General features: G+C 64.0%; 25 protein-coding genes. 17 read left to right on the top strand and 8 right to left on the bottom strand.

The window, feature by feature from the left end; translation table 11 throughout:
- Positions 1-17: 17 nt before the first annotated feature.
- Together RT697_RS12910 and RT697_RS12905 are read right to left on the bottom strand one after the other, a co-directional pair.
- Positions 18-884 carry a branched-chain amino acid ABC transporter permease gene (locus tag RT697_RS12910; RefSeq protein ID WP_312435725.1) on the bottom strand — a complete coding sequence of 289 codons (867 nt, stop codon included), beginning with the start codon at positions 882-884 and terminating at the stop codon, positions 18-20.
- Positions 885-1017: 133 nt separating this feature from the next.
- Positions 1018-2217 carry an ABC transporter substrate-binding protein gene (locus RT697_RS12905; RefSeq protein ID WP_313699333.1) on the bottom strand — a complete coding sequence of 400 codons (1200 nt, stop codon included), beginning with the start codon at positions 2215-2217 and terminating at the stop codon, positions 1018-1020.
- A gap of 331 nt (positions 2218-2548) precedes the next feature.
- Here RT697_RS12905 and RT697_RS12900 point away from each other — a divergent pair, with 331 nt between their 5' ends.
- From RT697_RS12900 to RT697_RS12890, 3 genes are read left to right on the top strand one after another with little or no spacing between them, the layout of a single operon-like run.
- A complete protein-coding gene (locus RT697_RS12900; RefSeq protein ID WP_313699332.1) occupies positions 2549-3331 on the top strand; it encodes an SDR family oxidoreductase in 783 nt (260 codons plus the stop codon).
- On the top strand, positions 3331-4284 hold the full coding sequence (locus tag RT697_RS12895; protein WP_313699330.1) for a 3-hydroxyacyl-CoA dehydrogenase: 954 nt from the start codon (positions 3331-3333) through the stop codon (positions 4282-4284). The genes RT697_RS12900 and RT697_RS12895 overlap by 1 nt, the downstream gene beginning before the upstream one ends.
- Positions 4277-5212, top strand: a complete 936-nt coding sequence (locus RT697_RS12890; protein WP_105240090.1) for a 3-keto-5-aminohexanoate cleavage protein — start codon at positions 4277-4279, stop codon at positions 5210-5212. The genes RT697_RS12895 and RT697_RS12890 overlap by 8 nt, the downstream gene beginning before the upstream one ends.
- Positions 5213-5278: 66 nt before the next feature.
- On the opposite strand, the gene RT697_RS12885 is transcribed toward RT697_RS12890, so the two are convergent.
- Together RT697_RS12885 and RT697_RS12880 are read right to left on the bottom strand one after the other, a co-directional pair.
- Entirely contained in the window at positions 5279-6349 is a 1071-nt protein-coding gene (locus RT697_RS12885) for a glycerol dehydrogenase (RefSeq protein ID WP_313699329.1), read from the bottom strand.
- A 9-nt stretch (positions 6350-6358) separates the two neighbouring features.
- Positions 6359-7063: a GntR family transcriptional regulator gene (locus tag RT697_RS12880; RefSeq protein ID WP_105240088.1), complete on the bottom strand. Its 705-nt coding sequence runs from the start codon at positions 7061-7063 to the stop codon at positions 6359-6361.
- Between the two features lie 124 nt (positions 7064-7187).
- On the opposite strand from RT697_RS12880, the gene RT697_RS12875 reads away from it, so the two are divergent.
- From RT697_RS12875 to RT697_RS12835, 9 genes are all read left to right on the top strand, one after another.
- Entirely contained in the window at positions 7188-8045 is an 858-nt protein-coding gene (locus RT697_RS12875) for a transketolase (RefSeq protein ID WP_313699327.1), read from the top strand.
- Positions 8046-9032: a transketolase C-terminal domain-containing protein gene (locus tag RT697_RS12870; protein WP_313699325.1), complete on the top strand. Its 987-nt coding sequence runs from the start codon at positions 8046-8048 to the stop codon at positions 9030-9032. It abuts the gene before it with no gap.
- Positions 9033-9045: 13 nt separating this feature from the next.
- Positions 9046-9849, top strand: a complete 804-nt coding sequence (locus RT697_RS12865; protein WP_313699323.1) for a shikimate dehydrogenase — start codon at positions 9046-9048, stop codon at positions 9847-9849.
- Between the two features lie 29 nt (positions 9850-9878).
- Complete coding sequence (locus tag RT697_RS12860) at positions 9879-11477, top strand: GMC family oxidoreductase N-terminal domain-containing protein (protein WP_313699321.1); 1599 nt, start codon at positions 9879-9881, stop codon at positions 11475-11477.
- Positions 11478-11617: 140 nt separating this feature from the next.
- Positions 11618-12328: a glutathione S-transferase gene (locus RT697_RS12855; protein ID WP_313699320.1), complete on the top strand. Its 711-nt coding sequence runs from the start codon at positions 11618-11620 to the stop codon at positions 12326-12328.
- A gap of 168 nt (positions 12329-12496) precedes the next feature.
- Positions 12497-13840 (top strand): methyl-accepting chemotaxis protein, encoded by a 1344-nt coding sequence (locus tag RT697_RS12850; protein WP_313699318.1) that lies wholly within the window; start codon positions 12497-12499, stop codon positions 13838-13840.
- Positions 13841-13948: 108 nt separating this feature from the next.
- On the top strand, positions 13949-14173 hold the full coding sequence (locus RT697_RS12845; RefSeq protein ID WP_313699316.1) for a DUF1653 domain-containing protein: 225 nt from the start codon (positions 13949-13951) through the stop codon (positions 14171-14173).
- 4 nt (positions 14174-14177) lie between these two features.
- Positions 14178-14789, top strand: coding sequence for a PolC-type DNA polymerase III (locus RT697_RS12840; protein ID WP_409517435.1), 612 nt, complete (start codon positions 14178-14180; stop codon positions 14787-14789).
- A gap of 40 nt (positions 14790-14829) precedes the next feature.
- Positions 14830-15186 carry a nucleotide pyrophosphohydrolase gene (locus tag RT697_RS12835; protein WP_312435755.1) on the top strand — a complete coding sequence of 119 codons (357 nt, stop codon included), beginning with the start codon at positions 14830-14832 and terminating at the stop codon, positions 15184-15186.
- A gap of 37 nt (positions 15187-15223) precedes the next feature.
- Here the strand turns inward: RT697_RS12835 and RT697_RS12830 are convergent, their stop codons facing one another.
- A complete protein-coding gene (locus RT697_RS12830) occupies positions 15224-15514 on the bottom strand; it encodes an antibiotic biosynthesis monooxygenase family protein (RefSeq protein WP_056570634.1) in 291 nt (96 codons plus the stop codon).
- On the opposite strand from RT697_RS12830, the gene RT697_RS12825 reads away from it, so the two are divergent.
- The 3 genes from RT697_RS12825 (at position 15513) to RT697_RS12815 (ending at position 17537) form a co-directional block, all read left to right on the top strand.
- Positions 15513-15986, top strand: a complete 474-nt coding sequence (locus RT697_RS12825; protein ID WP_313699315.1) for a hypothetical protein — start codon at positions 15513-15515, stop codon at positions 15984-15986. The two genes, RT697_RS12830 and RT697_RS12825, sit on opposite strands and share 2 nt — an antisense overlap.
- Before the next feature lie 337 nt (positions 15987-16323).
- Complete coding sequence (locus tag RT697_RS12820) at positions 16324-16800, top strand: hypothetical protein (protein WP_312435760.1); 477 nt, start codon at positions 16324-16326, stop codon at positions 16798-16800.
- Positions 16801-16844: 44 nt separating this feature from the next.
- Positions 16845-17537, top strand: coding sequence for a hypothetical protein (locus tag RT697_RS12815; RefSeq protein ID WP_313699314.1), 693 nt, complete (start codon positions 16845-16847; stop codon positions 17535-17537).
- Positions 17538-17559: 22 nt separating this feature from the next.
- Here the strand turns inward: RT697_RS12815 and RT697_RS12810 are convergent, their stop codons facing one another.
- Both RT697_RS12810 and RT697_RS12805 read right to left on the bottom strand, forming a co-directional pair.
- Positions 17560-19974: a DUF3772 domain-containing protein gene (locus RT697_RS12810; protein WP_313699312.1), complete on the bottom strand. Its 2415-nt coding sequence runs from the start codon at positions 19972-19974 to the stop codon at positions 17560-17562.
- A gap of 227 nt (positions 19975-20201) precedes the next feature.
- On the bottom strand, positions 20202-21128 hold the full coding sequence (locus tag RT697_RS12805; RefSeq protein WP_313699311.1) for a LysR family transcriptional regulator: 927 nt from the start codon (positions 21126-21128) through the stop codon (positions 20202-20204).
- Between the two features lie 247 nt (positions 21129-21375).
- Between RT697_RS12805 and RT697_RS12800 the strand changes: the two genes are divergently transcribed.
- A complete protein-coding gene (locus tag RT697_RS12800; protein WP_313699309.1) occupies positions 21376-22893 on the top strand; it encodes an acetyl-CoA hydrolase/transferase family protein in 1518 nt (505 codons plus the stop codon).
- Between the two features lie 54 nt (positions 22894-22947).
- Here the strand turns inward: RT697_RS12800 and RT697_RS12795 are convergent, their stop codons facing one another.
- Complete coding sequence (locus RT697_RS12795; RefSeq protein ID WP_313699383.1) at positions 22948-23871, bottom strand: LysR substrate-binding domain-containing protein; 924 nt, start codon at positions 23869-23871, stop codon at positions 22948-22950.
- Positions 23872-24221: 350 nt separating this feature from the next.
- Here RT697_RS12795 and RT697_RS12790 point away from each other — a divergent pair, with 350 nt between their 5' ends.
- A complete protein-coding gene (locus RT697_RS12790; RefSeq protein WP_313699308.1) occupies positions 24222-24437 on the top strand; it encodes an isoleucyl-tRNA synthetase in 216 nt (71 codons plus the stop codon).
- The last annotated feature ends 494 nt before the right edge of the window (positions 24438-24931 follow it).

Here is a 24931-nt window from a genome sequence, read left to right as displayed (position 1 = left end):
GCTCCTTGTTGTTCTGGTCACTCTGTACCGACACCGAACAGACCGTTCGGCTTCAGGACAAGGATCAAGAGGAAGATCCCGAAATAGACGACCTCCTTCAGGTCGGGCGCGATGTAGAAACCCGCCAGCGTGTCGACGATGCCGATGATCATCGAGCCGGCGACGGCGCCATACAGGCTGCCCAGGCCGCCCAGCACCACGATCACGAACGCGGTCAGCACGAAGTAGGTGCCCACCGTGGGGAACACCGGATACTGCGGCGCCAGCAACCCCGCGGCGATGCCGACGAAGGCCGTGCCCAGCCCGAAGGCGATGGCGTAGACGTTGTTGACGTTCACGCCCATCAGCGTGGCGGCGTAGCGGTGCTGCGCCACGGCCCGCAGCGCGCGGCCCAGGTAGGTGCGATGCATGAACAGGTGCAGCAGCACGGCCAGCGTCAGGCCGATGACGAACGTGACGAGCTGGCCCGTAACCATCGAGAACGGACCGAATTCGATGGCGTTGGTGCCCAGTTCGACCGGCGCGCGATAGACGTTTGCGCCGAAGATCACAAGCGCCAGGTTCAGCAGGATGGTGGACACGCCCACCGTGGCGAAGATCTGGATGTGTTGATCAGCATGAAGCAGCGGCTGGATGATGCCCTTCTGCGTCAGCGCGCCCAGCGCGAACAGAATGACGGCCACCGGAATCAGACCCGCGTAGGGGTGGACGCCAAACTGCGCCGCGATCAGATAGACCATGTACATGCCGATCATCAGGAACTCGCCATGCGCGAAGTTCACGACGCGCACGACACCGAAGATGAGCGTCAGCCCCAGGCTGATGATCGTGTATGCGCCGCCCAGCAACAGGCCGTTGATGACCAGTTGAATGAATAATTCCATTGTGCAACCTCTAAGTGCGGGAAGCGCCCCGTCCCTGTCCCGCAGCGTCCAGGGACGGGGCGCTCAGGCCCCGGGTAAGACCGGACGCGCACCGGGGCGCAAGGCCCCGGCGCCCGGCCGCTGGCATCGCGCTTTATTTCTTGAAGATGGGCTTGCCGAGTGCGAGGTTTTCCGGACCAATGGTGACGAGCTTGCCGTCCTGCCACTGCATCACGTAGAAGGTCGAGGCGTTGTTCTGCCCGTCTTCGCCGAAGTCGAAGCCCCAGCCGTTGGCTGTCTGGCCGGCAGGTTTCTTGTAGGCCAGCACGGCGGCGCGGATCTTGTCCTTGTCCGTGGACTTGGCGTTGCCGATGGCTTCAAAGAAGGCCTTGGCGCCGACGTAGTTGGTCAGGCTGTGGCCGGATTGCGGATCGCTCTTGTAGGTGGCCTTGTAGGCTTCGAGGAACTTGTCCAGGCCCGGCGCGCCGGCCGGATTGATGGACGATTGCGGGAAGTCCAGGTCGAACACGCCGTTCATGTCGGCGCCCACGGCCTTGGCGGTGTCGGCCAGCGAATAGCCGCCGCCCGCGCCGATCACGACCTTGGGCTTGAAGCTTGCCGCGCGTGCCTGGCTGAAGAACAGGATGGCGTCGTTCTGATAGGCCGTCTGCAACACCACATCGGCCTTCGCGCCCTTCAAGCGCAGGATCAGCGAGGACAGGTCGACGGTCTTGGCCGAGTAGGGCAGGACTTCGACCACGTTGTAGCCAAGCTCCTGCGCGCGCTTCTTTTCGGTGGCGGCCACGTCGGTGCCATACGGCCCGTCTTCGTGGATGATGCCGATCTTGATGTCCTTCGGGTTCAGGCCCATGCCCGGCGCGATGGTGTCATGCAACGCGTTCACCACCGACACGCCGTACAGCGCGGTGTTGGGATTGCTGCGGAACAGGTACTTGTAGTTGCGCGTGGTGATCTTGTGCGCGGTGGCGCCCAGTTCGAAATAGGGCACGCCAGCCAGCTCCGTCACAGGCGAGGCCGCGTACGAAATGCCGGACGCGTAGCTGCCGAACACGCCAACCACGTTGGCAGAGATCAGGCGCTTGGTCTCGGACACCGCCTGGGTCGGGTCGACGGCGTCGGCCTTGATGATTTCGATCTTCTCGCCGTTGATCCCCCCGGCGGCGTTGATCTCGTTAACGGCCAATTCCAGACCGCGATAGCTTTCCTGTCCAAGCAGCGCGAGCGCGCCGCTGAACGGGAAGAGGGCGCCCACCTTCATGTCGGCCGCTGCGGTGCCGCTTGCCAGCGCGCCGCACACACCCAGCGCCAAAACAATTTTGTTGAACTTGAACACTGTCTACGCTCCTTTGTCGGTATGGAATGCGGACTGGATACTGAGTTCCGTCCGTCTTTTGCTATATATGATATATGTGCCGGCGGGGCGAGAAACCCTCGCCTTGGATTCTAGTGGCGGTCGCTCCATGCCGAATCAGGGAATTCCCTGAAACCGCATGAATAAAGCCTTAGCGGCCGATATACGAGAAAAAACCACACATAATTCCGTCAGGCGAACGACGCTTTTTGGATGAAGCGGCGCCTGCGTGACGGATCACAGGATAGCCGGTTTTATCATATATCGTATATGATGACGCGCACTTATAAGAACGATCCTAGGAGACAGACGCATGTTCGAGGAAGTGGATTTCACCGGCAAGAAAGTGCTCATCACCGCCGGCGCCGACGGACTTGGCCTGGAAATGGCCAAGGTCTTTCACCACGCGGGCGCCACCGTGTTCGTGTGCGACGTCAACGAGGAACGGCTGGCAGCCTTGCCTGCGGAACTGCCCGGCGTGCAGGTCGCGCGAGCGGACGTTTCCGACGAAGCCGGCGTGGAGCAGCTTTTTGCCGCCGTCCGCCAAACGCTCGGCGGCCTGGATATCCTGATCAACAACGCGGGCGTTGCCGGTCCCACGGGTTTCGTGGAAACGCTTTCCAAGGCTGACTGGGATCGCACGCTCGCCGTCAACATCACGGGCCAGTTCCTGTGCGCGCGTCAGGCCATTCCGCTACTCAAGGAATCGAAGGCCGGCGTGATGATCAACCTGTCTTCGGCGGCTGGGCATCTTGGTTTTGCGGGCCGGTCGGTGTATTCCGCCTCCAAGTGGGCGGTGATCGGGTTCACCAAGTCGCTTGCGATCGAACTGGGCGGCCATGGCATTCGCGTCAACGCCATCCTGCCCGGCGCGGTTGAAGGCCCGCGCATCCGCGCCGTCATCGCCGCCAAGGCCGATACGCTGGGACGGCCGGTCGAAGAGATTGCGGCGCAGTACGAAAACCAGGCCGTGCTCGGCCGCATGGTCACCGCGCGCGATATCGCCAACATGGTCCTTTTCAATGCCAGCGAAGCGGCGCGCAGCGTGACCGGCCAGGCCATCGTCGTGGACGGCTTCACGCAGAAGCTCTACTGATGGACGCGGACAACATGCCGCGGCACGCCGCCATTATTGGAACGGGACTGATCGGGCAGGGGTGGGCCATCGTCTTTGCGCGCATGGGCTGGGAAGTGCGGCTTCATGACGTCAACGCCGCCATGCTCGCCGAAGCGCGCGCGCTCATCCTGCAACAGCTTCGCGTGCTGGAAACGCAGGGCTTGCTCGACGATGCGGACGCCATCGTCGACCGCGTGCAGGTGTCGGCCACTTTGCAAGAGGCCTTGCAGGGCGCCAGCTATATCCAGGAAAACTCCCCGGAAGATGTGCAGATCAAGCGCGCGCTTTTTTCTGAACTGGACGCGCTGGCCGAACCGCATGCCATCATCGGCAGCTCCACGTCCAGCATTCCGGCCAGCCAGTTCACCGAGCATCTTGCCGGCAGGCACCGTTGCCTCGTGGCGCATCCGGTCAATCCGCCGTACCTGATCCCGGTGGTCGAGCTGTGCCCGGCGCCCTGGACCAGTCCCGAAGCGCTGTCCGGCGCGCGCGACGTGATGACCGGCATCGGCCAGAAGCCCGTGCTGGTGCGGCGCGAAATCGAAGGCTTCATCCTGAACCGCCTGCAAGGCGCGCTGCTGCAGGAAGCCTTCCGGCTGGCGAGCCAGGGCATCGCCAGCGCCGAAGACATCGACACCACGGTCAAGGACGGGCTGGGCCTGCGGTGGTCCTTCATGGGTCCCTTTGAAACCATCGACCTGAATGCGCCGGGCGGCCTCGCAGATTACTGCCGCCGCTACGGCGGGCTCTATCAGTCCATCGGCGCAAGCCAGGGCGACTGCGTGGCCTGGGAAGGCGCGCTGGTCGATGCGCTATCCGATGAGCGGCGCGCCCTGCTGCCTGCGGAAGAACTTGCCGCGCGCCGTTTCTGGCGCGATGAAAAGCTGATGCGCCTCATGCGTCACAAACAACACGGAGACAACAATGGCTAAGCCCAAACAGAAAGTCGTCATCACTTGCGCCGTGACGGGCGCCATCCACACGCCCAGCATGTCGCCGCACCTGCCGGTCACGGCCGACGAGATCGCCGAGGCGGCGATCGGCGCGGCAAAGGCCGGCGCCGCCGTCCTGCACCTGCACGCGCGCGATCCGCAGACGGGCAAACCTTCGCAGGATCCGGCGCTGTTCAAGCCTTTCCTTGAGCGCATCAAGCGCGAGACCGACGCCATCATCAACATCACCACCGGCGGCAGTCCGCACATGACGGTGGAAGAGCGCATGCGGCCGGCCACCACGTTCCAGCCGGAGCTGGCGTCGTTAAACATGGGATCCATGAACTTCGGCCTGTTTCCGATGCTGGACCGCTTCTCCGAGTTCAAGCACGACTGGGAGCGCGAACATCTGGAAAACAGCCGCTCGCTCATCTTTCGCAACACGTATCAGGACATCGAGTCCATCCTGACGCTGGGCAACGCCAACGGCACGCGCTTCGAGTTCGAGTGCTACGACATCAGCCACCTCTACAACCTGGCCCATTTCGTGGACCGCGGCCTGGTCAAGTCGCCGCCCTTTATCCAATCGGTGTTCGGCATCCTGGGCGGCATCGGACCGCACCCCGAAGACCTGATGCACATGAAGCGCACGGCGGACCGTCTCTTTGGCAAAGACTACGAATGGTCCATCCTGGGCGCCGGCCGCAACCAGATGCCGCTGGCAACCATCGGCGCGGCCATGGGGTCGAACGTGCGGGTGGGCCTTGAAGACTCGCTGTGGATCGGACCGGGGCAACTGGCCGAATCCAATCGCGTGCAGGTGGAGCGCATCCGCGGCATCCTCGAGGCGCTGAACCTGGAGGTCGCCACGCCGGATGAAGCGCGGGCCAAGCTGGGATTGAAAGGCAAGGACAACGTCGCGTTCTGATGGCGCAGGCGGGGAGGGCAGCCGGCGGGCATCAAACCCGCCAGCCCTTGCTGGCAGCAGTTGGGGTCAGGCGTGACGGCGCAACGCGGCCGCCAGCGTGGTCACATCCAGCGTGCGGTCGAAGTTGGCGGCATGGCGCGCCTTCAGGCTGAGGTCCGCCGCCAGCGACAGCTGCGCGTCGGACGGCTCGCCGGCCGCGCTAAGTTCGCGCAGCGTGACCGGCAACCCGACCTGGGCATACCACTGCTTCAGATCCGCCAGCATGCCGTCATTGCGGTTCTCAAGGTCTAGCTGCACCAGCAAACCCACCGCCACCTGCAGGCCGTGCAGCGCCGTGGCGATACCGTCGATCTTTGGCAGCCCGCGCGTCAAGGCGTGGGCAATGGACAGGCCACCGCTTTCAAATCCCAAACCGCTCATGAGAATCATCGCTTCCACCACGCGCTCGAAGGCGGGCGTGGGCTGGCCGGTTCCTGCAACGGCCACGGCATCCGCGCCGTCCGCCAGCAGCGTGCGCAGGCAGCCGTCGGCGATGAGCTGTGCCGTGAGCAGCGGCGCCGCGTCGTACATGTTCTTGCCGCCATTGCGCTGGCACTGCTCGGCTTCAAATTTCTTGGAGATCGCGTCGCCTAGTCCGGCCCGGAAGAAATGCACCGGCGCGGTCGCGATGATGGCGGTGTCGACCAGCACGATGGTCGGATTGAACAGCATGTGCTCGACGGCCAGGAGGTTGTGATGCGCATCGTAAAGCACGTAATTCTTGCTGGTGGGCGCGTCGTTGGATGCGACTGTGGGCACCGTGATCAGGTGGCAGTGCGACGACTTGGCCACGGCCTTGCCGGCATCCAGCGACTTGCCCCCGCCCACCGCAATCACCATGTCGATGTTTGCCGGCGCTGCTTGCGCGCGCAATCCGTCGATGACTGCCGGCGTCAGGTCGCCTTCTACGATCAGCGGCGCAAGCGCCACGCCATGCTGAGCGCACAACGCCTCGATTCTCGGACCCAACACGCCATGGACATAGCTGTCGATGACCAGCGCGGCGCGCTTTCCAAACAGCGCCGCGTATTGTCCCAGCGCGTCCAGGGCGCCCGACCCCTGGATGTAGCGGCTGGGCGCTCCGAAAATCTTCAGCATGGCGTCTCCCTATTTGCGAGCCCCGGGGGGGCGGTAGTCGAGTTCTTTTTCCCGTTCGACCAGCCAGTCGATCATGATCTTTCCGCCCCAGACCAGATCAGCCTGGATGGCGCTGCGCGCCGCTTCCGAATCACGCGCTTCCAGAGCCTCGATGACGGCCTCGTGGCGATGCTCGTTTTCGGAGTAGTCCAGCCCCGCCGTCTTGACGTGGAACACCTTGAGGATGGGGCCGGTGATGACCCAGAACGACTCCACGGTGTTGCGCAGGATGGGCTTGTTGCTGGCTTCCAGGATGGCGAAATGGAACTTGCGATTCAGGTAGCTGGCGCGCTTGGGATCGGTGGACGTGCACGAGATGAAATCGCGCTGCAGCGCGATCAGGTTGTCGAGCTGCTTGCGCGTGATGTTTTGCGCGGCCTCGGCGGCGCCCATGCCTTCAAGGTGGAAGCGGATCTGCTGGATCTCCCGCAGCTTTTCCGAATTGACGTACGGCACGTAAACCGCCGTGGCCGCTTGCATTTCCAGTCCTTGCTCGCTGATGAGACGGAAGATGGCCTCGCGCACCGGCGTGATCGACACCCCCATTTCCTGCGCCAGCTCACCAATGATCAGGCGCTCGCCAGGTTCGTACTGCCCATTGATGAGGGCATTACGGATTTCGTTGTAGACCCTGACGGAAAGGTTTTCTTTTTTGACCGGTTTGAGGCTGGGCATGGCGTTTCTGGCTTGCTGTATGGAGGGTGCGGGTGAATCCAGGAGCGATTCTAGCCCGGCGTAGCCAATTCGAGCGCAATGGGTATATTATATATCATATATCCATACAACAAGAGGAGGCGCGATGCGCAAGGATCAGGAGGCCCCTACCGCAGGGGAAATCGCGATGCTGCGGGAAAAGGCCCGCCACATCAGGTTGGAGACGATCCGCCTTATAGAAATCGCAAAGGTCGGTCACTACAGCTCGGTGTTCTCGTGCGCGGAGATCTTCGCGGCGCTCTATTACGACGTGATGCGTCTGCGCCGGGGCGAACCGCAGTGGCCGGATCGCGATCGCTTCCTTATGGGCAAGGGCCACGCGGCGGTCGGGTTGTTTCCGGTGCTGGCCGACCTGGGCTTCATCGATCACGCATTGCTGGACGGCTACACGCGCTTGGGCAGCCCGCTCGGCGATCACCCCGACATGAGCAAGGTGCCGGGCGTGGACTTCAGTTCCGGTTCCATCGGCCATGCCCTGTCCAACGGCGTGGGCATGGCGGTTGGTGGCCGCATGACCAAGCGTGACTTCAACGTGTTCGTCATGCTGGGCGACGGCGAAATGCAGGAAGGTCAGGTGTGGGAAGCGGCGCTCTTCGCCGCGCACAATCGCCTGTCCCGCCTCATCGCCATTGTTGACCGCAACGGCTATCAGCTCGACGGCAAGGTCGACGACGTCATGGGGGTGGAGTCGCTGAATGATAAGTGGCTGGCGTTTGGCTGGGAGGTCCACGAAGTCGATGGCCACAACCTTGCCGAGCTGACTGCGCTGTTGCGCCGCCTGCGCGCCGACGAGGCGCGCGCCAAGCCCGCGTGCGTGATCGCCCGGACCATCAAGGGCAAGGGTGTGTCCTACATGGAAACCGAACCGGGCTGGCACCTGGGCTACCTGGCCCCGCAAGATGCGCAAAGCGCTGTCGAAGAAATCCTCTCCCGCGAGATCTGAATGGCACAGGCACAAGTAATCTCTCCCGATTCCTGGCAGTACCGCGCCCTCAATGCGGTGAACCCCGGGCTGTCCTATCTTTCCGACGGATTGATCGAGCTGGTGAAGGCCGGTCATCCGGTCGTCGCCGGATCGGCGGACCTTCAGTATTCGAATGGCTTGAACCGTTTCGCCGAGGCCTATCCCGACCGCTACGTGCAGTTCGGCATCTCTGAGCAGAACATGGTGTCGGCAGCCGCCGGGCTTGCGACGACCGGCATGATGCCGTTCGTCGCGACCTTCGCGTCGTTCCTCGGGCTGCTGTGCTGCGAACAGATCCGGATGGACGTCGCCTACACGCGTCTGCCGGTTCGCCTGATCGGCCATCACACCGGCATCAGCCTGGGTTTCTACGGCACCTCGCACCACGCCACCGAAGACATCTCCACCATGCGCGCGCTGGCGGGTCTGACGGTGGTCTCCCCCGCCGACGGTCCGCAACTTGCCGCGGCGATCAAGGCGTCTGCGGACTGGCCCGAACCCATCTATTTCCGCATCGGCCGCGGGCGCGATCCGCAGGTCTACGAAGACAACACGCCGTTCGAGTTCGGCCGTGCCATCGTCCACGAAGTCGGCAGCGACCTGACGCTGATCGCCTGCGGCATCACGCTGCACGGCGCGCTGGCCGCCGCCCGCCAGTTGCGCGAAGAGGGCCTGTCGGTAGGGGTGATCGACATGCCGACGATCAAGCCGCTGGATCGCGGCGCCATCCTCAAGGCTGCCGGGCAGTCGCGTCTGATGATGACGGTCGAAGAGCACAATGTGCTGGGCGGCCTGGGGTCGGCGGTGGCCGAGGTGCTGGCCGACGCAGGCACCGGCACACGCCTGCGCCGTCATGGCATCTACGACGAATACAGCCTCATTGCGCCGCCCACCACCCTGTACGCCCATTACAAGCTCGACGCCGAAGGCATTGCCGGCGTCGCGCGCGAATTCATCCAGCCTTGATCCGGAGACACCCATGAAGGAAATCAGCGGCAACACGCGCCTGTTCGGCATTCTGGCCGACCCGATTCACCATGTGAAGACGCCGCAGCGCATGAACGAACACTTCGCCAAGATCGGTTTCGACGGCGTCTGCGTGCCGTTTCACGCGCGGCCCGACAACCTGGCGGCCGTGGTCGAAGGCCTGCGCCGCCTGGAAAACCTGGGCGGCGTGATCGTCACGGTGCCGCACAAGACCGCCATTCTGGAACTGGCCGATGACGCCACGCCCGTCGCGCGCAAGATCGGCGCGGCCAATGTGCTGCGGCGCGAGCCTGACGGGCGTCTGGTGGCGCACATGCTGGACGGCGAGGGGTTCGTGCGTGGCCTGCGTAGTTGCGGCGTCGCACCCGAGGGCAAGAGCGTGTACCTGGCTGGCGCTGGCGGCGCGGCCAACGCAATCGGCTTCGCGCTCGTGCAGGCCGGTGTCTCGCGCCTGACCATCGCCAACCGCACGCCCTCCAAGGCCGAAGACCTCAAGGCACGCATCCTGTCGCTGCATCCGGACGCGCTGATCACAGTGGGCAATGCCGACCCGTCCGGCCATGACCTGGTCGTCAATGGCACGTCGCTGGGCATGAAAGAAGGCGATCCGCTGCCGCTGGATGCCAGCCGCCTGACGCCGGACCAACTGGTTTGCGAAGTCATCATGCAGCCCAAGGACACGGCGCTGCTCGTGGCGGCGCAGGCGCGCGGTTGCAAGATTCATTACGGGGCGCCGATGCTGGCCTGCCAGATCGAACTGATGGTGGAAACGCTGGGCGTGGCGTCCGCCGGCTAGGCGGCGCTGCACACACTCGGTAGACAACGATGGGCGACTACGATTTCATCATTGCGGGCGGCGGAACGGCCGGCTGCATCCTGGCCAACCGCCTTACCGCGGACGGCAGGTATCGCGTACTGCTGCTTGAGGCCGGCCACGAGGCGCGCAGCATGTGGATTCCGATTCCGGCAGGCTTTTCCAAGCTGCTGGTCGACCCGCAATACAACTGGCGCTTTGCCACCGAACCCGAAGACAACGTCCATGGCCGGGTCATCGCCGTGCCGCGCGGCAAGGGGTTGGGTGGATCCACGCTGATCAACGGCATGATCTACGTGCGCGGCCAGCCTCAGGATTACGACGGCTGGGTGACCGCCGGCGCTGCTGGCTGGGGTAGCGACGTGGCCGAGCGCATCTATCGCAAGATCGAGAACTACGCACCGGGGGGCGAGACCCGCGGCACGGACGGCCCGATGCATCTCGAAGAGGTCTCCGAGCGCTTTCCCGTGTCGGACGCCTTCCTGCAGGCCGCCCGTGAGGACGGCCAGCCTTTCAATCCGGATTACAACAGTGGCGACCAGGAAGGCGTGGGCTATTACCAGGTCCTCCAGCACCGGGGCCGGCGCTGGAGCGTCGTGGACGGCTACCTGAAACCGGCGGCCGGACGGCGTAACCTCACCGTGGAATGCGGCGCCCATGTCACGCGTCTGGTCTTCGAAGGCAAGCGCTGCGTGGGCGTGGTCTACCGCAAGAACGGGCAGGAGCACACGGTGCGTGCGCATCGCGAAACGCTGGTCTGCCTGGGCGCGGTGCAGTCTCCGCAATTGCTGGAATTGTCCGGCGTGGGCAATCCGGCCTTGCTGGCCTCGCACGGCATCGGCGTGGTGCACGCGCAGCCAGCGGTGGGCGAAAACTACATCGACCACTTCGCCACGCGGATGAACTGGCGCGTCAAGAACACCGTGACCTTGAATGAAATGTCGCGCGGCTGGCGGCTGGCGCAACAGGTGGCGCGCTACTACATGAGCCGCAAAGGCATTCTGACGCTGGGCACGGGATTGGTTCACGGCTTCGTGAAGAGTGCGCCCGGCTTGCCCACGCCCGACGTGCAGTTCTTCTTCGTGCATGCCAGCTACGCCAACGCCGCCGAACGCATTCTGGACCGGCATCCGGGTATGACGATCGGGGTGGCGCAGTTACGCCCAGAGTCCGTCGGGTCCATCCATATCAAGTCGGCCGATCCGCTGGCCGGCCCAGCCATCCGGCCCAACTTCCTGTCCGCGCAGGTCGACCGCGACAGTCTGGTTGGCGGGATGCAGGTGGCCCGTCGCATCGTCGGCCGGCCCGCTTTGCAACGCTACGTAGAGGCAGAGGTCAGCCCCGGTGTGCAGGTGGACAGCGATGACGAATGGCTGGATTTCGCGCGGCGCAACGGCCAGACCATCTATCACCCCATCGGCACGTGCCGCATGGGTACGGACGCCGCGGCCGTCACGGACGTGCGGCTGCGTGTCAACGGGCTGACGGGCCTGCGCGTGGTGGATGCCTCGGTCATGCCGAAGATGGTTTCCGGCAACACGCAGGCCGCCGTCATGATGGTGGCCGAACGCGGAGCGGAAATGATTCTGGAGGACGCGGCGCAGGCGTAGGTCGCGCATCAGCGAACAAAGCGCGGTGGCGACCAGCTATCGCGCTTTTTTTCGCTTCAAGGCCCCCGGCATGCGCCTTGCTAACGTGCGGTTCCGGCTGCAGACTGCAGGTTCGGCTGCGCCAACTGAAAGGAGACCGTATGACCTACGACCTTTGGTATTGGGATGGCATCCCCGGGCGGGGAGAATTCGTGCGCCTGGCGCTGGAGGCGGGCGGCATTCCGTACCGGGAACGCGCCCGCGATCCGGGCGCCGACGAAAGCGCGTTGATCGATGACATGCAATCGGCCCGCAAACACCCGCCTTTTGCGCCGCCTTATCTGGTGGCCGGAAAAATGACGTTGGGACAGACGGCCAATATCCTGCTTTTCCTGGGCGAAAAGCATGGCCTTGCTCCCGAATCGCTTGAAGACCGGTTATGGGTAAACCAATTGCAACTCACCATTGCCGACATGGTGGCCGAAGCGCACGACACCCATCACCCCATTTCCGCCAGCGATTATTACGAAGACCAGAAAGAGGAAGCCGCCCGCCGCGCCAAGGTTTTTCGCGAAGAGCGTATTCCGAAGTTTCTCGGGTACTTTGAGCGGTTGCTGGATGGCTCGCAGGCCTGGCTGGCGGGCGGCCCAAAATGGACCTATGTCGATTTGTCCCTGTATCACTTGGTCGATGGCCTGCTGTATGCGTTTCCAAAACGCATGGCCACGGTGGCCGCGCATTATCCGAATGTGTTTGCCCTGCACGAGCGGGTGACGGCGCTGCCCGAGCTGCAAGCTTATTTCTCGAGCGGCCGCCGCCTGCCGTTCGGCGAAGGCATATTTCGGCAGTATCGCGAGTTGGACGCGGCTTGAACCCGGAATTACCCGAATGTGCATTGCGGCGACGCTTTGGAATCTTTTTAAAAGGGACACCGAAAAATAGATCGTGCCGTGATAATTTCTGGGATTAAGTAGTTTCCATTAGATACATCAGAAAATACGTGTACCAGGCACGCCGGCAAACACACCCTGGAGGTCTCCATGCTTTGGCATACTCTTGGCCGCTTTATCCGTGGATATCGCAGTACCGATAAAACCGACCTGCTGGGACAAATAGACGCCATTCACAAATCCCAGGCGGTCATTGAATTTGATTTACAAGGCCACATCCTGATGGCCAATCAGAATTTCCTGGACACCATGGGCTATTCGCTCGATGAGATCCAGGGGCGGCATCACCGCATGTTCATCGATCCCGATGAACGCGGGTCGCCGCAATACGCAGCCTTCTGGGAAAGGCTGGGCCAGGGTGCGCATGATTCCGGCCGGTATCGGCGGATTCGCAAGGATGGTTCGGACGTCTGGCTTCAGGCGTCCTATAACCCCATCTTTGACAAGCGCGGACAGCCGGTGAAGGTGATCAAGTACGCCACCGACATCACCGACCAGCAAAATCGCCAGGCCGATTCCGAAGGCCAGCTCGCGGCGATTTCCAAAGTCCAGGCGATTATCGAGTTCGAACTCGACGGCACCATCCTGCGCGCCAACGACCTGTTTCTCCGTGCGGTGGGGTATCGCGCCGACGAGGTGCTGGGCCGGCATCACAGCATCTTTGTCGCACCCGAAGAAGCCCGCAGCACGGCATACAAGGATTTCTGGCGCCGGCTGCGCAATGGTGAACACGACACCGGCCAGTACATGCGCTTGGGCAAGGGCGGACGCCAGGTCTGGATCGAAGCCAGCTACAACCCCATTTTTGACGCGCAGGGCCGGCCATTCAAGGTAGTGAAGTTCGCCACCGACATCACCAAGCGCTTTACCGCGGCGCAAACGCTTCAGGTCGCCGTGCAGGGGCTGACCGAGAACGCCGAAAGAGCGCGGCAGGCCAACAGCCTTGCTCAGGACGCCAGCCGCATCGCCGAAACGGGCGGCGACACGATGCGCGACGTGATGAGCACCATGGAGGCCATCACGGGTAGCTCGCGCCGCATTTCCGAGATCATCGGGGTCATGGACGGCATCGCATTCCAGACCAACATTCTTGCGCTGAACGCCGCCGTCGAGGCCGCGCGCGCCGGTGAGCACGGCAGGGGTTTCGCCGTCGTGGCGTCAGAGGTCCGCAATCTGGCGCAAAGCAGCGCGGCGGCGGCCAAGGAAATCAAGGCTCTCATCACGACGTCGGTGGCGCAGGTCGAAGGCGGTGCGGTGCAGGTCCAGTCCGCCGGCGGCACGATGGAGGGCATCGTCGCGTCGTCGCGCCGCGTGACCGAAATCATGGGCCAGGTCGTTGAAGTGTCGCTGGCGCAATCGGACAAGCTGGCCGGTGTGACCGAAGACCTCACCGAAACCCACGTCGAGACCGCTAGACGATTGCGCGCCGCCTAGCAAGCAGGGCGCCAGCGCGCGATTGCGCTATAAAGACGGCATTGCCGATCATCCGTGGCCCGCGCGGGCAGTTTCCGCCGCGGGCCGCGCCTTTTGCCCCCGATGTCCATGACTGAATCCGAAGCCCTCGCTCTTGCCACGCACCGCCATTACAAGGGCGGCCTGTACCGCTACATAGGCACGGCCCGCCACTCCGAAACCGAAGAGTCCATGGTGGTGTACGAACACCTCTGGCCCCACGCGCGCGGCCTGTGGGTGCGCCCGGCCGATCTGTTTTTCGGACAGCTTGCCGACGGTTCGGCCCGGTTCGCCGCCCTGCATTCAGCGGAGTAAGCGCGTGACGTATTTCTATCGGCGCACGCGTGCGGCCAGCGCATCGCCGGCCCGTCCCGCGCCGCGTGCGCAAGCGGCCTTGACGCACGCGCTTGAAGCGTTGGGCCGCCCCTTCATCGTTGCCGACCTGGAAACGACCGGCCTGTCGACCGCAAGCTGCGAAATTCTTGAATTTGCGGCGGTCCGGGTGGGCGAGGGCGGGGTGGTCGTGAACGAATACACGCAAGTCGTGCGCACGTGCGGCCGCGTCCCTTCCTTCATTTCCCGTCTGACCGGCATCACGCAGGCCGAAGTCGATCGCGACGGCATTCCCGTTGCACAGGCTTTCTCGTCGTTCCTGAGTTTCGTCGGGGACCTGCCGGTGTTCTTCCATAACGCCTCGTTCGACCGGCGCTTCCTGAGCGCGGCGGCGGAGCAGACGGGGCTGCCTTTCCCGAATGCCACGCACTGCACGTTGGCGCTGGCGCGCCGCGCGTGGCCCGAGCTGCCCTCGCACAAGCTCGACATCCTGGCGCGGCACGTCGGCGCCTCGCAGCCGACCCACCGGGCGTTGGCTGACGTGCGCACGACCGTTGCGGTCGCCTTGGCTGCCAGCGCTCGCTTGGCCACGGCGTAAAAAAAGGGCGCCAACAAGGCGCCATTTCCTGGGAGTTCCAATGTCAGACCTGGAAGCAATCCGCCTCGCCGTCCGCCAGTTCACGGCTGAACGCGAATGGCAGCAATTCCATTCGCCCAAGAATCTGGCGATGGCGCTGGCAGGGGAAACGGGTGAGCTGGTCTCGCTGTTCCAGTGGCTGGGTGAAGACGAGTCGCGCAATCTGCCCGCCGCCCGGCTTGCGGACGCCGCCGACGAGATCGCCGATGTGCAGATGTATCTGGTGGCTCTGGCCGATCAGCTTGGCATCGATATTGCGCAGGCGGTTGCCGGCAAGATGGTGAAGAACGCCAACAAATATCCCGCCGATGCGTTCCGGCGCAGCGCGCGCAAATACAACGAGCCGCCGGAAGAATGACGCCGGTCCGCGCAGCCGCTGGACCGGCGCCGGACGTTCAGATCACTTTCTGCTCGTGGTGCACCTGAGGCGGTTCAACGAAAAAGCCGCCGACCAGCTTGCGCCACTCCTGGAAATCGGCCGATTCCCGGAAATCGACCATGTGGTTTTCGACCGTTTCCCAGTCCACCACCAGCGTGTAGCGCTGCGGCTGCTCGATGCTGCGGTACAGTTCCATGCCATGGCAGCCCTTGGCGCGCAGAAATAGCGGCTTCGCCTGGGTAACACCGGCTTCGAACAGCGCTTCCTGTCCTTCGCGGACATGGATGCTGGCAATCTCCTGAATCATGGCTTGGTCTCCGATTAATGGGGTGGGCAAGGCGGGAGTAGTATGGCCGAAAACCTCGATTCCAGCCCGTTTCATGAATCACCGAGCCGCCACATTGACTCGTCTCATTTCCCTTCGCCTGCTTTGGTATGTCGGCGTCGGCATCATTGCCTTGATGTCTCTGTACCTGCATACGCAATTCGGTGTTGCGGTGCTGCTGTCGGCCATTGCCATATACATTCCCCTGTCGATGCTGGGCTTGCCGCTTGTCGCCTGGCTGTGCCTGTCGCGCCGCCCGCGCGGCATCGCGGCCGGATTGCCGCCCGCCTGGCCCGCATATCTTGCGGGCGTCACCGGCATTGTCCTGCTGGGCAGCTATCAGGTGCTTGCCAATCTGTGCGTGGCCGAATGCGGCTTCCTGCTTGTGCTGGTGGCCGTTGACCTGATGCTGGCGCGTCGCGAGACCGGCTGGCTGCTCCGCCTGGCGCGCTAGATATCACGCGTGAGCCTCACGCGCCCGGCCCCATCCTTTGAGTTGAAAGCCAGCCGCAAGCGGGGCTGGACGGACGCATCGCGTCATCCGTACGCATGGCCGCGCGCAGCCGGCATCTCCGCTTTCAGGTTTGTGTAATTCGCGAGTCCATCCTCCAGAAAGACCCGGTCGTTCGTTTAACCGATACCGACCTGCCTAGGACGGCGCAATCATTCCGTACCAATACGAAAGTCCCACGCCCTGCCAAGGCAAGGGCGCAGTTCCTGGGTAGTAACGGTCCGCGCCGGTCGGTCTCCGGCACCTGTGCATCCGTGCAGACGGATCAGGAGGAGCTCAAATGAAAAAGCTCGCAGCAGTCGCCGCATTGTCATTGTTCGCCGCATCGGCATACGCCACTGGCCCGGGTCAGGTCGGAGGATCGGTAACCGGCCACGCCGGCGCCATCAACGGGACCGCGTCATCCATCTCCACCGGCAGCTCGGTGGTGGCCACCCAGGTCAACGGCTACGGCTCGTCGAGCCAGACGTCGTTCGGCAGCACGGGCGGCATCGCGGAGGTCGGCGGGTCGTTCAGCCGCGACGGCACGCAAGTCGTCACCAGCACGCGGCAGTACGCCAATAGCGAGTCGTACGGGCATGTGTCGGGCAACGCGCCGATCATGGTCGGCGACAGCATCGCCAACGGCGGCGCAACGTTCGGCAAGACGGATACGAGCGCGTCGGCGACCGGCTCGTTCCACGCGGCAAATGTCGGTGCGTTCGGGTCGATACACGGCATCGGCCCGGTGGGCCATGTCGTTGGGTTCAATCGCTGACCCAATTATCCGGACGGCTTCGGCCGTCCGGGCGAGGGGACATCATGAAGACCATAGTTCTAGCCATCTCCCTGTCGCTCGCCGCCATGTCGGCGGGGGCGCAGACCAGCACGTCCAGTTCCACGACGTCGGCATCGTCCGGGTCGACCAACGCGGGCAACAACCAGGGCATCACACTGAATTCGAGCAACAGCGGGACCAGCACGTTGCGCAGCGCGCCGCCGGTCGGCGGCCAGAGCTTCTACGGCTCGTTCTCGTCGGACAGCTGCATGGTGTCGGCGGGCGGCGGCGGATCCGTGGTGGGCTTCGGCATGAACGTCGCGATTCCGATCGAGGACCAGAAATGCAGCCTGCGCCGCAACTTCGAGCGCACGATGCAGGCGGCGGCGTCGACCAAGGACGCGGATCGTTCGCGGCGCTTGGAGACCGCGGCCATCGACATCCTGTGCCAGACCGACGATCGCACCAAGGCGGCGCTGGTGGCGCAGGGGCTGTGCACCAATCCCGCGCTGACGACGGCGGATCACCGGTTCGACAGCGGCGCCGTGGCTCAGGTCGCGCCGCAGACGCCCGTCCAGACCGCAGGCACGGCGCCCGCGCTGCCGCAAGCGGCGGCAACGCCGGTGGTGCAGGGCTATCCGGTGCTGTCGGCCCGCAGCGCCGCGTTCACCGCGCCGCCACTGCGCAACCCTCGCGTGGAGCGGCAACAGTTTGCCGACCTGTACTCTCCCGGCTGAAGCAGCCCGCGCATGACGGCAATCAGGGCGTGGCGGGCGGCGGGACCGCGACGGGCGCAGGCGCCTGCGCGGGTTCCGGCGCCGAGGCGAGCAGCATGGTCGGCGGGGACGACACTTCGAGCTTGGCCTCGTCAAGACGCTTGAGCACCGTGAACAACAGCGCGCTGCGCACGCCGTACGCTGCCCGCGGCGACGACACATAGCCCCTTGCATTGAAGATCAGATGGCCTGCGTCGATCCCGTCCAGGAACACATTGGGCGCCGGCGACTCCAGCACGTCCTCGTGATCCGCCATCGCCTGCAGCATCAGTTCACGCACCTGCTCGGCATCCGTCGACAAGGGCATGGGCAGCTTGATCTGCACCAGTCCAAGCGGATTGGACCGCGTCACGTTACGCACCGTTTTCGTCACGAATTCGGAGTTCGGCACGATCACCGTGGACCGGTCCCCCATCTGGATCTCGGTGGCGCGCACATTGATGCGCAGGATGTCGCCTTCGACGCCGCCCAGCGACACCCAGTCGCCCACCTTCACCGGCCGCTCGGCCAGCAGGATGAGGCCCGACACGAAGTTCTGCACGACCGCCTGAAGACCGAAACCGATACCCACCGACAGCGCGCTCGCGATCCACGCGACCCGTTCCAGTCCGATTCCCGCCGCCGACAGCGACAACGCCACGGCGAGCACGAAGCCGCCGTACCCGAACAGCGTCGCGGCGGATAGCTGCATGCCCGGATCCAGTTCCGTGGTGGGCAGATAGCGGTTGGACAGCCAGCGCTTGAGCATCTTCACGCCCAGCAACGACAGCGCCAGCACGATCAACGCCTGCAGCACCGCGCCGGGCCGGATCTGCGCCTCGCCGATGGCCAGGCCCTTACGGAGCTGGTCAAAGCGCTGCACCAGATCCATCGGCGCCTCGCCAAACGGCGCCAGCACCAGGATGATGGCCAGCAGCGCGATGGCCACGCGACCCAGGCCCGACAGCAGCACTGCAGCCTGATCGCGCATGCTGGGCCCTTCGCCTTCGCCGCCTTCGCGATGCGCCGTCCCCAGCAAGGTGCTGAAACCGTCCTCGACCAGCGTCGAGGCCAGGTAGGCTGACGCCAGCACGATCAGCACCCACAACACCTGCTTGACCAGGAAGCTGCCGAACGCCACGTAACCCAGCAGCAGGCTGGCAAAGCTGACGATCAGGACCGTCCAGATGGCGGCCAGCATCAGCGAGACCCACAGCGGAATCGGCGCTTCGCTGTCCTGCATCACCTGGCGGCGCAGGCGGCGGCTGATGAACAGCACGGCGGCAAGCAACGACATGCTCAGCACGCCGACGATGCCAGTCAGGGTGATGGTCGTGGTCAAGCTGGCGTCCAGCAGGACGGGCAACCGTTCTGCGAGCCAGATCAGTACCACCAGTACACCCAGCGTGCCGGGAAGCCAGCGCAGCCGGTTCGCCACGATGTCGCTCACCGGCGGCAGGCGCCAGGACGGACGATTGGTGGACAGCAGGGCGTAGCCCATCCCCGACACGAAACCGCCGAAGCAGACCGTGGCCACCAGGTTGGTGAGAAGCGAATCGGTGCTGTCGGACAGTTGCGAGCGCCAGTCGAGGCCGGTCTGGATCAGCAAGGCGATCACGCCGGGTGTGGCGACCGAGAGCGTCACCAAGGCCACGGCCAGGAACGAACGACGCAGCCGGCCGGGCGGCACTCGGGTCGCGGTCAGCTGCAGCAGATACCGGCCAACCCAGACGCGCAGTGCGATCGCCAGACCCGCCACGACGGCAAGCAGCAACCAACCCCACTTGGGCGTCTGTCCCACGGCGGTGGACAGGTCGTCGCGCAACGCTTCAAGCCGCTCCAGATCCCGCGGAAACTCCTGGCGGAATTCGGTCCAGAACTGGCCGGACAGGAAGGAATCGCGACGTTCGCCCAGGCGCGCCTGAAATTGCTTGCGCCGCTGAGCTGAAATCTGTTCGGCCGTCTGGCCGGCATCCACCGACAGCAGCCGCGCCAGCTTGATCTGCGCGTCCAGCGCGCGGCTGTTCTTTTCCAGCTGCGCGCGCTGCGCCGCCACATCCGGCGCTTCCTTCGCGCCGTCCGGCGGCGTGCCCAATTCGCTCAGGCGGGCGGTCACGCTGGCCAGTTGCGGCGTCAGCGCCTCGGTTGCGGCGTCTGCCTTGGACTGGATGTCCAGCGCCTCGCCGCGCTGCTTGAGCAGCACCGCGTCGTCCGCTTCGTCTGGGACGCGCTTGCGGATCTCATCGATCTGCTTGCGCGCGGCACCCAGCACGGCTTCGGTATCGGCGGGGGCGGCGGGCGGCGCAGCAAAGGCGGGCAGGAAGCAGAACACCAACAGCAGCGCAGCAAGCAACGCCACCAGATTGGGCGTGCGGACGCGGCTGGCGCGATAGGGAAGAGGGTGCGTGGTCGGGATCATGTGTTCGGGGCGAGTTGCTCGCTTGGAGGCGGCAGCATAGCAAGCCGGCGGCACGCCCGTTGCAACAAAAACTCGCCTTGCGTCCCTGTATTTTCAGCGGCCGCCGCCTGCGGTCTAGCCTACGCTCGCGGGCCGTGAAATGGGGGGCGGATCCGGGCGCTGGCACCCAGTGGCCGACTAGCCGTGGCGGCTCTGGCAACCCATATTTACCAGCCGAACGTTTGGATTCACTTCGGCTGGCGTTCGGGCGTGCGTGCAGCCCGAATCCGGGGCTTGCCCAGCACGGCGTCGCAGACCTGCAGCCATGCGCGAGCGGCAAACGACAGATAGCCGGACTGGAGCCAGATATGGCCGACTTCCCACTGAATGCCGGACTTCGCAAGTTTTGCGGTGCTGAGGCCCCGCGTTTTCATCCGCTGCATCAGCGGTTCGGGCAAGAGGGCCACGCCAAGTCCTGCCGAGGCCATCGCCACTAGAAAATCCCAATGCGCGCTTTGCGCCGCGATGCTGGGCTGCAGTCCCGCGTCTGCAAACGCCTGGCGCAGCCGCCGGGTGATCGCGAAGTCGTCGGTCGGAATTAGCAGCCGCGCCTCGCGCAGCGCGCTTAGCGGCAGCGAGGTCTTTCCGGCCCACGGCGCGTCGGGCGGTCCGATTACCCAGATCGGATAGCTGCCAAACGCCTGCGCGGCCAGGCCGCCATCGGGTGCGACCGGGAGGATGGTGGCGCCAACCTCCAGTTCGCCGCTGGCCACCAGATTCTCCACCGCCTGACCCGTACCTTCGCGCAGCGTCAGATGGATGCCGGGATGCAATTCGCGGAATCGCTTGACGACCGGCGTGAAGAGCAGATTGATCATCGGTGGAATGCCGACCTCGAGAGCCCCGCGTCCCAGCTCCGCAGTCTGGCGCATTTCTTCCGACAGTTGGCGCATCGTCTCCAGCACCTGCAGGCCGCGCTGGTACATGACCCGCCCGGTATCGGTGGGGCGGGCGGTGTGCCCGTCGCGGATCAGAAGCGGCGTGCCGGCTTCTTCTTCGAGTTGCCGGATCATCTTGCTGACCGTGGACTGCGTGACGAACAGCGCCTTGGCCGCCTGCGTGAAGCTGGCATGCCTGACGGTTTCCACGAAATACCGCAATGCGCGCACGTCCATGGGATCGCTAACCCTTCGCGCCGTGCGCGAGAAAAATCCAAATGATGAAAAAAACGACTGGAACGGATGATTTTAAGTCATTACGAGATTTTCTCCCGGCTTCCTATACTGCCGAAAAATCGTCCCGGCGCCCGTATCCACGGCCCTCGGGACATCGGGAAACGCCGCGTCAGACGGTGTCCGGGCGCTTCAGACCCCCGTCGCCATGCCCGGCCCTAAGCCGCCAGCCTTTGAATTTGGAGACACCATGCCTTTCGACCGGATCCGCAACGCCGACCTGCACGCCAGGATCATTTCAGCCGAACAGGCCGCTTTACTGGTTCAGGACGGAATGACCGTCGGAATGAGCGGATTCACCCGCGCAGGCGACTGTAAATCGGTGCCGGCCGCGTTGGCGGCCCGCGCGGAACGTGAACCGCTGGCCATCACCTTGATCACGGGCGCATCGCTCGGCCACGACACCGACAAGATGCTGGCGCAGGCGAATGCGCTGGCTCGGCGTCTGCCGTTCCAGGTCGACACGACCCTGCGCCGCAAGATCAATCAAGGCGAAATCGCCTTCATCGACCAGCATTTGTCCGAGACGGTCGAACAACTGCGAGCGGGCCATCTCGGTCCCATCAACGTGGCCATCATCGAGGCCGCCGCCATCACCGAATCCGGCGCAATCGTGCCGACGATGTCGGTGGGCAACTCCGCGTCGTTCGTGCAGCAGGCAGACAAGATCATCGTCGAACTGAATATGAGCGTGCCCGCGGCCATCGAGGGCCTGCACGACATCTACATTCCCGGCGACCGTCCCGCCCGCCAGCCCATCGGTCTGGTGTCGGCAGACCAGCGCATCGGTCAGACCTGCATCGAGGTCGATCCCGGCCGGATCGCCGCCATCGTCATCACGCAGGAGCCCGACAGCCCCTCCAACGCGTTGCCGCCCGATGCCGAGACCAACGCGATCGCGGGTCATATCAACCAGTTTCTGCGCGGCGAAGTAGACGCCGGCCGCCTGACCAACGCGTTGCTGCCGTTGCAGGCAGGCATCGGCACCATCGCCAACGCGGTCCTGCATGGGTTCGAATCGTCTGATTTTGAGAACCTGGTCATGTACTCCGAAGTGCTGCAGGACAGCGCTATTGAATTGCTCGACCAGGGCAAGCTGGCATTCGCATCGGCGTCGTCGATCACCGTCTCCAAGCCCGTGTACGAGAAGATCCTCGCCAACATGGAGCACTACCGCCAACGCATCGTGCTGCGCCCGCAAGAAATCAGCAATGCGCCTGAAATCGTGCGGCGCCTGGGCATCATCGCCATCAACACGGCACTGGAATTCGACATCTACGGCAACGTGAACTCCACGCACGTCGGCGGCACGCACATGATGAACGGCATCGGCGGCTCCGGCGACTTCGCCCGCAATGCGCATCTTGCGATCTTCGTGTCCAAGTCGATGGCCAAGAACGGCGACATCTCCAGCGTGGTGCCGATGGTGTCGCACGTCGATCACACGGAGCACGACGTTGATGTGCTGGTCACGGAGTGCGGTCTGGCGGATCTGCGCGGTCTGGCGCCGCGCGAGCGCGCCCGCGCCATCATCCAGAACTGCGTGCATCCGTCGTACCGCGACGCGCTGCAAGACTATTTTGATCGCGCGTGCGCCCGTGGCGGCCAGACGCCGCATCTGCTGGAAGAGGCGTTCTCCTGGCACCAGCGCTTCAATGAAACCGACTCGATGCAGCCCGTCGCGGCATCGGCGCGCAAGGCCGCCTGAAGCAGCATGGAAGATTGACTGCCGCCGCCGCGGCGTCCGCCTGGGCGTTGCCCGCTAGGCCTCGTCGACAGGCTTCGACGTCACCAAGGTCTGTCGCGACATCTCCAGCTCGTCGCGCAGCCATTGCTTGAATGCGGACAGCGGCGCCCAATCCCGCAAGCTCGGCCGATACACCAGGTGGTAGGTCTGCCCCAGTTCGTAATGCACGCGTACGGGCGACACTTGCACAAGCCGGCCCGCACAGAGCGCATCCGCCGCCAGCAATTCGCGGCCAAGCGTGATGCCCAGTCCCTGTTCGGCAGCCTGCAGCATCATCCCCGCGTCATTGAACGAAGCCACTGGTGTGACCGACGTCGGAAACCCGGCGGCCGCAAACCAGTGCTGCCAGAGCTCACGCTCGCCAAGCAGCGGCTGGCGCGCCAGCGTTTCGGGCGAATTGTCGGGCAGGGCGGCCATCGTCTCGGGCGAAGCCAGCACGATCAACGGCAACGGCACATCAAATAGCGGTTCCGACTCCACCCCGGCCCATGGCCCTTGCCCGATCCGAAGTGCAGCATGAAAGCCGTCCCGCGCAAGGTCAACCACTTGCTGGGATGTCTCGATCTCCAACGCCAGTTCCGGATGCCGGGCGCGCCAGCGCGCCATCCGCGGCAACAGCCAGCGCTGTGCAAACGATGGCAGCACCGACACCCGCAACCGCTGTTCGCGTCCGCTTGCCGCCGCGCTCGCCGCCATCAGCCCTTCATCAAGCAGCGCCATGGCGCCTTGCACGCTGCACAGCAACGCCGCGCCGGCGGAGTTCAACACGATGCCACGGCCGCTGCGCTCAAAAAGCGGAAAGCCAATCTGCTCCTCCAGCACTTTGATCTGTTGACTCACGGCGCTGTGCGTCAGATGCAGCCGCTCAGCGGCGGCGCGCAGGTTCTGCAGTTCCGCGACAACGCGAAATGCAGGAAGGGTATTGAGCGGCAACCGCATGGCAGACCTATGTTGAAAATTTTTGGTCATCGTAGCTTACCGATGAGGCCAGAACAATTGGATTTTCAGCGGCTCTTTGGGCGACTACGCTTACCAAAACGGAACACAAGGAGCCCGTTATGACCGCGCAACCCTTCATGCCCACGTCTCCCCTGGTCGGCACACCCCGCAATCCTAAGTCCGCCGCCGGACCCACCCCGTCTCTTCCCGCCACGGCAGCGCTTGCGCGGACGCCACGCAGCGTGACTCCACCCGCCGCGCCCGCACCTGCCGCGACCGCACCTGCCGGGACCGCATCTGCCCCGACGGCACCTGCCGGGACCGCACCTGCCCCAACGGCACCAGTTCCCGTGCTGGAAGCGGCGCAAGCGCCTGACTGCAGCCTCCTCGCCCGCCTTTGGAACGCCTATCGCACCCGCCGCAACGCGGCGCGGATGCGCAATATCGCCCAGGACATGGAGCCGCACATGCTCGATGACGTAGGCGCGCCCCAATGGCTGATCAACGAAGCCAGCGTACGCCGCGACCTTTCCCGTCTTCGCCATGTTGATTACATCCGCTGGTAGCCCGAACTGGCCACGCCGCGCGAGGCCTTCCTATATATAGAGCAGAGCGTTAGCGCATCGTCTCTATATACGGAAGTCTCCCGTCCTGTGAAAGCGCGTGCCGGTAGCGCCGGGCGGGAAGATCCCATCGTCCCGGCGGCTAAACCAATAATTTGCGACACCCACGTGACAGCGCAAAATTCTGTGCTATAGTCTCGCTCCTTCGCAGCTCACACAGTTTTTGAGACGCGAAGCGAAGCAAGTGCAACAGGCGAAGCGGGGCAACCCGGCATCACCTGCCGCAACAGCAATCAGAAATGAGCGCCCCGCGGTTATTGCAAAGATCGGCGCAAATTAGGCAAAAGCCAGTTGCAAGATCCGCAAAAATTGTGCTATAGTTTTGGGCTTGGCAGTTACTGAAAAATTAGGGTTTACCCTGAAGTTTCGATAATTGCTAGGGCAGGGCGAAAGTCCTGGCGAGACCTGAAGAGGTCGCCGCAAGAAAGCGAAGCAAA

The organism is Achromobacter sp. (assembly GCF_032113835.1).
Taxonomy (GTDB): domain Bacteria; phylum Pseudomonadota; class Gammaproteobacteria; order Burkholderiales; family Burkholderiaceae_B; genus Achromobacter.
This window is presented reverse-complemented; position numbering and strand designations above follow the sequence as displayed.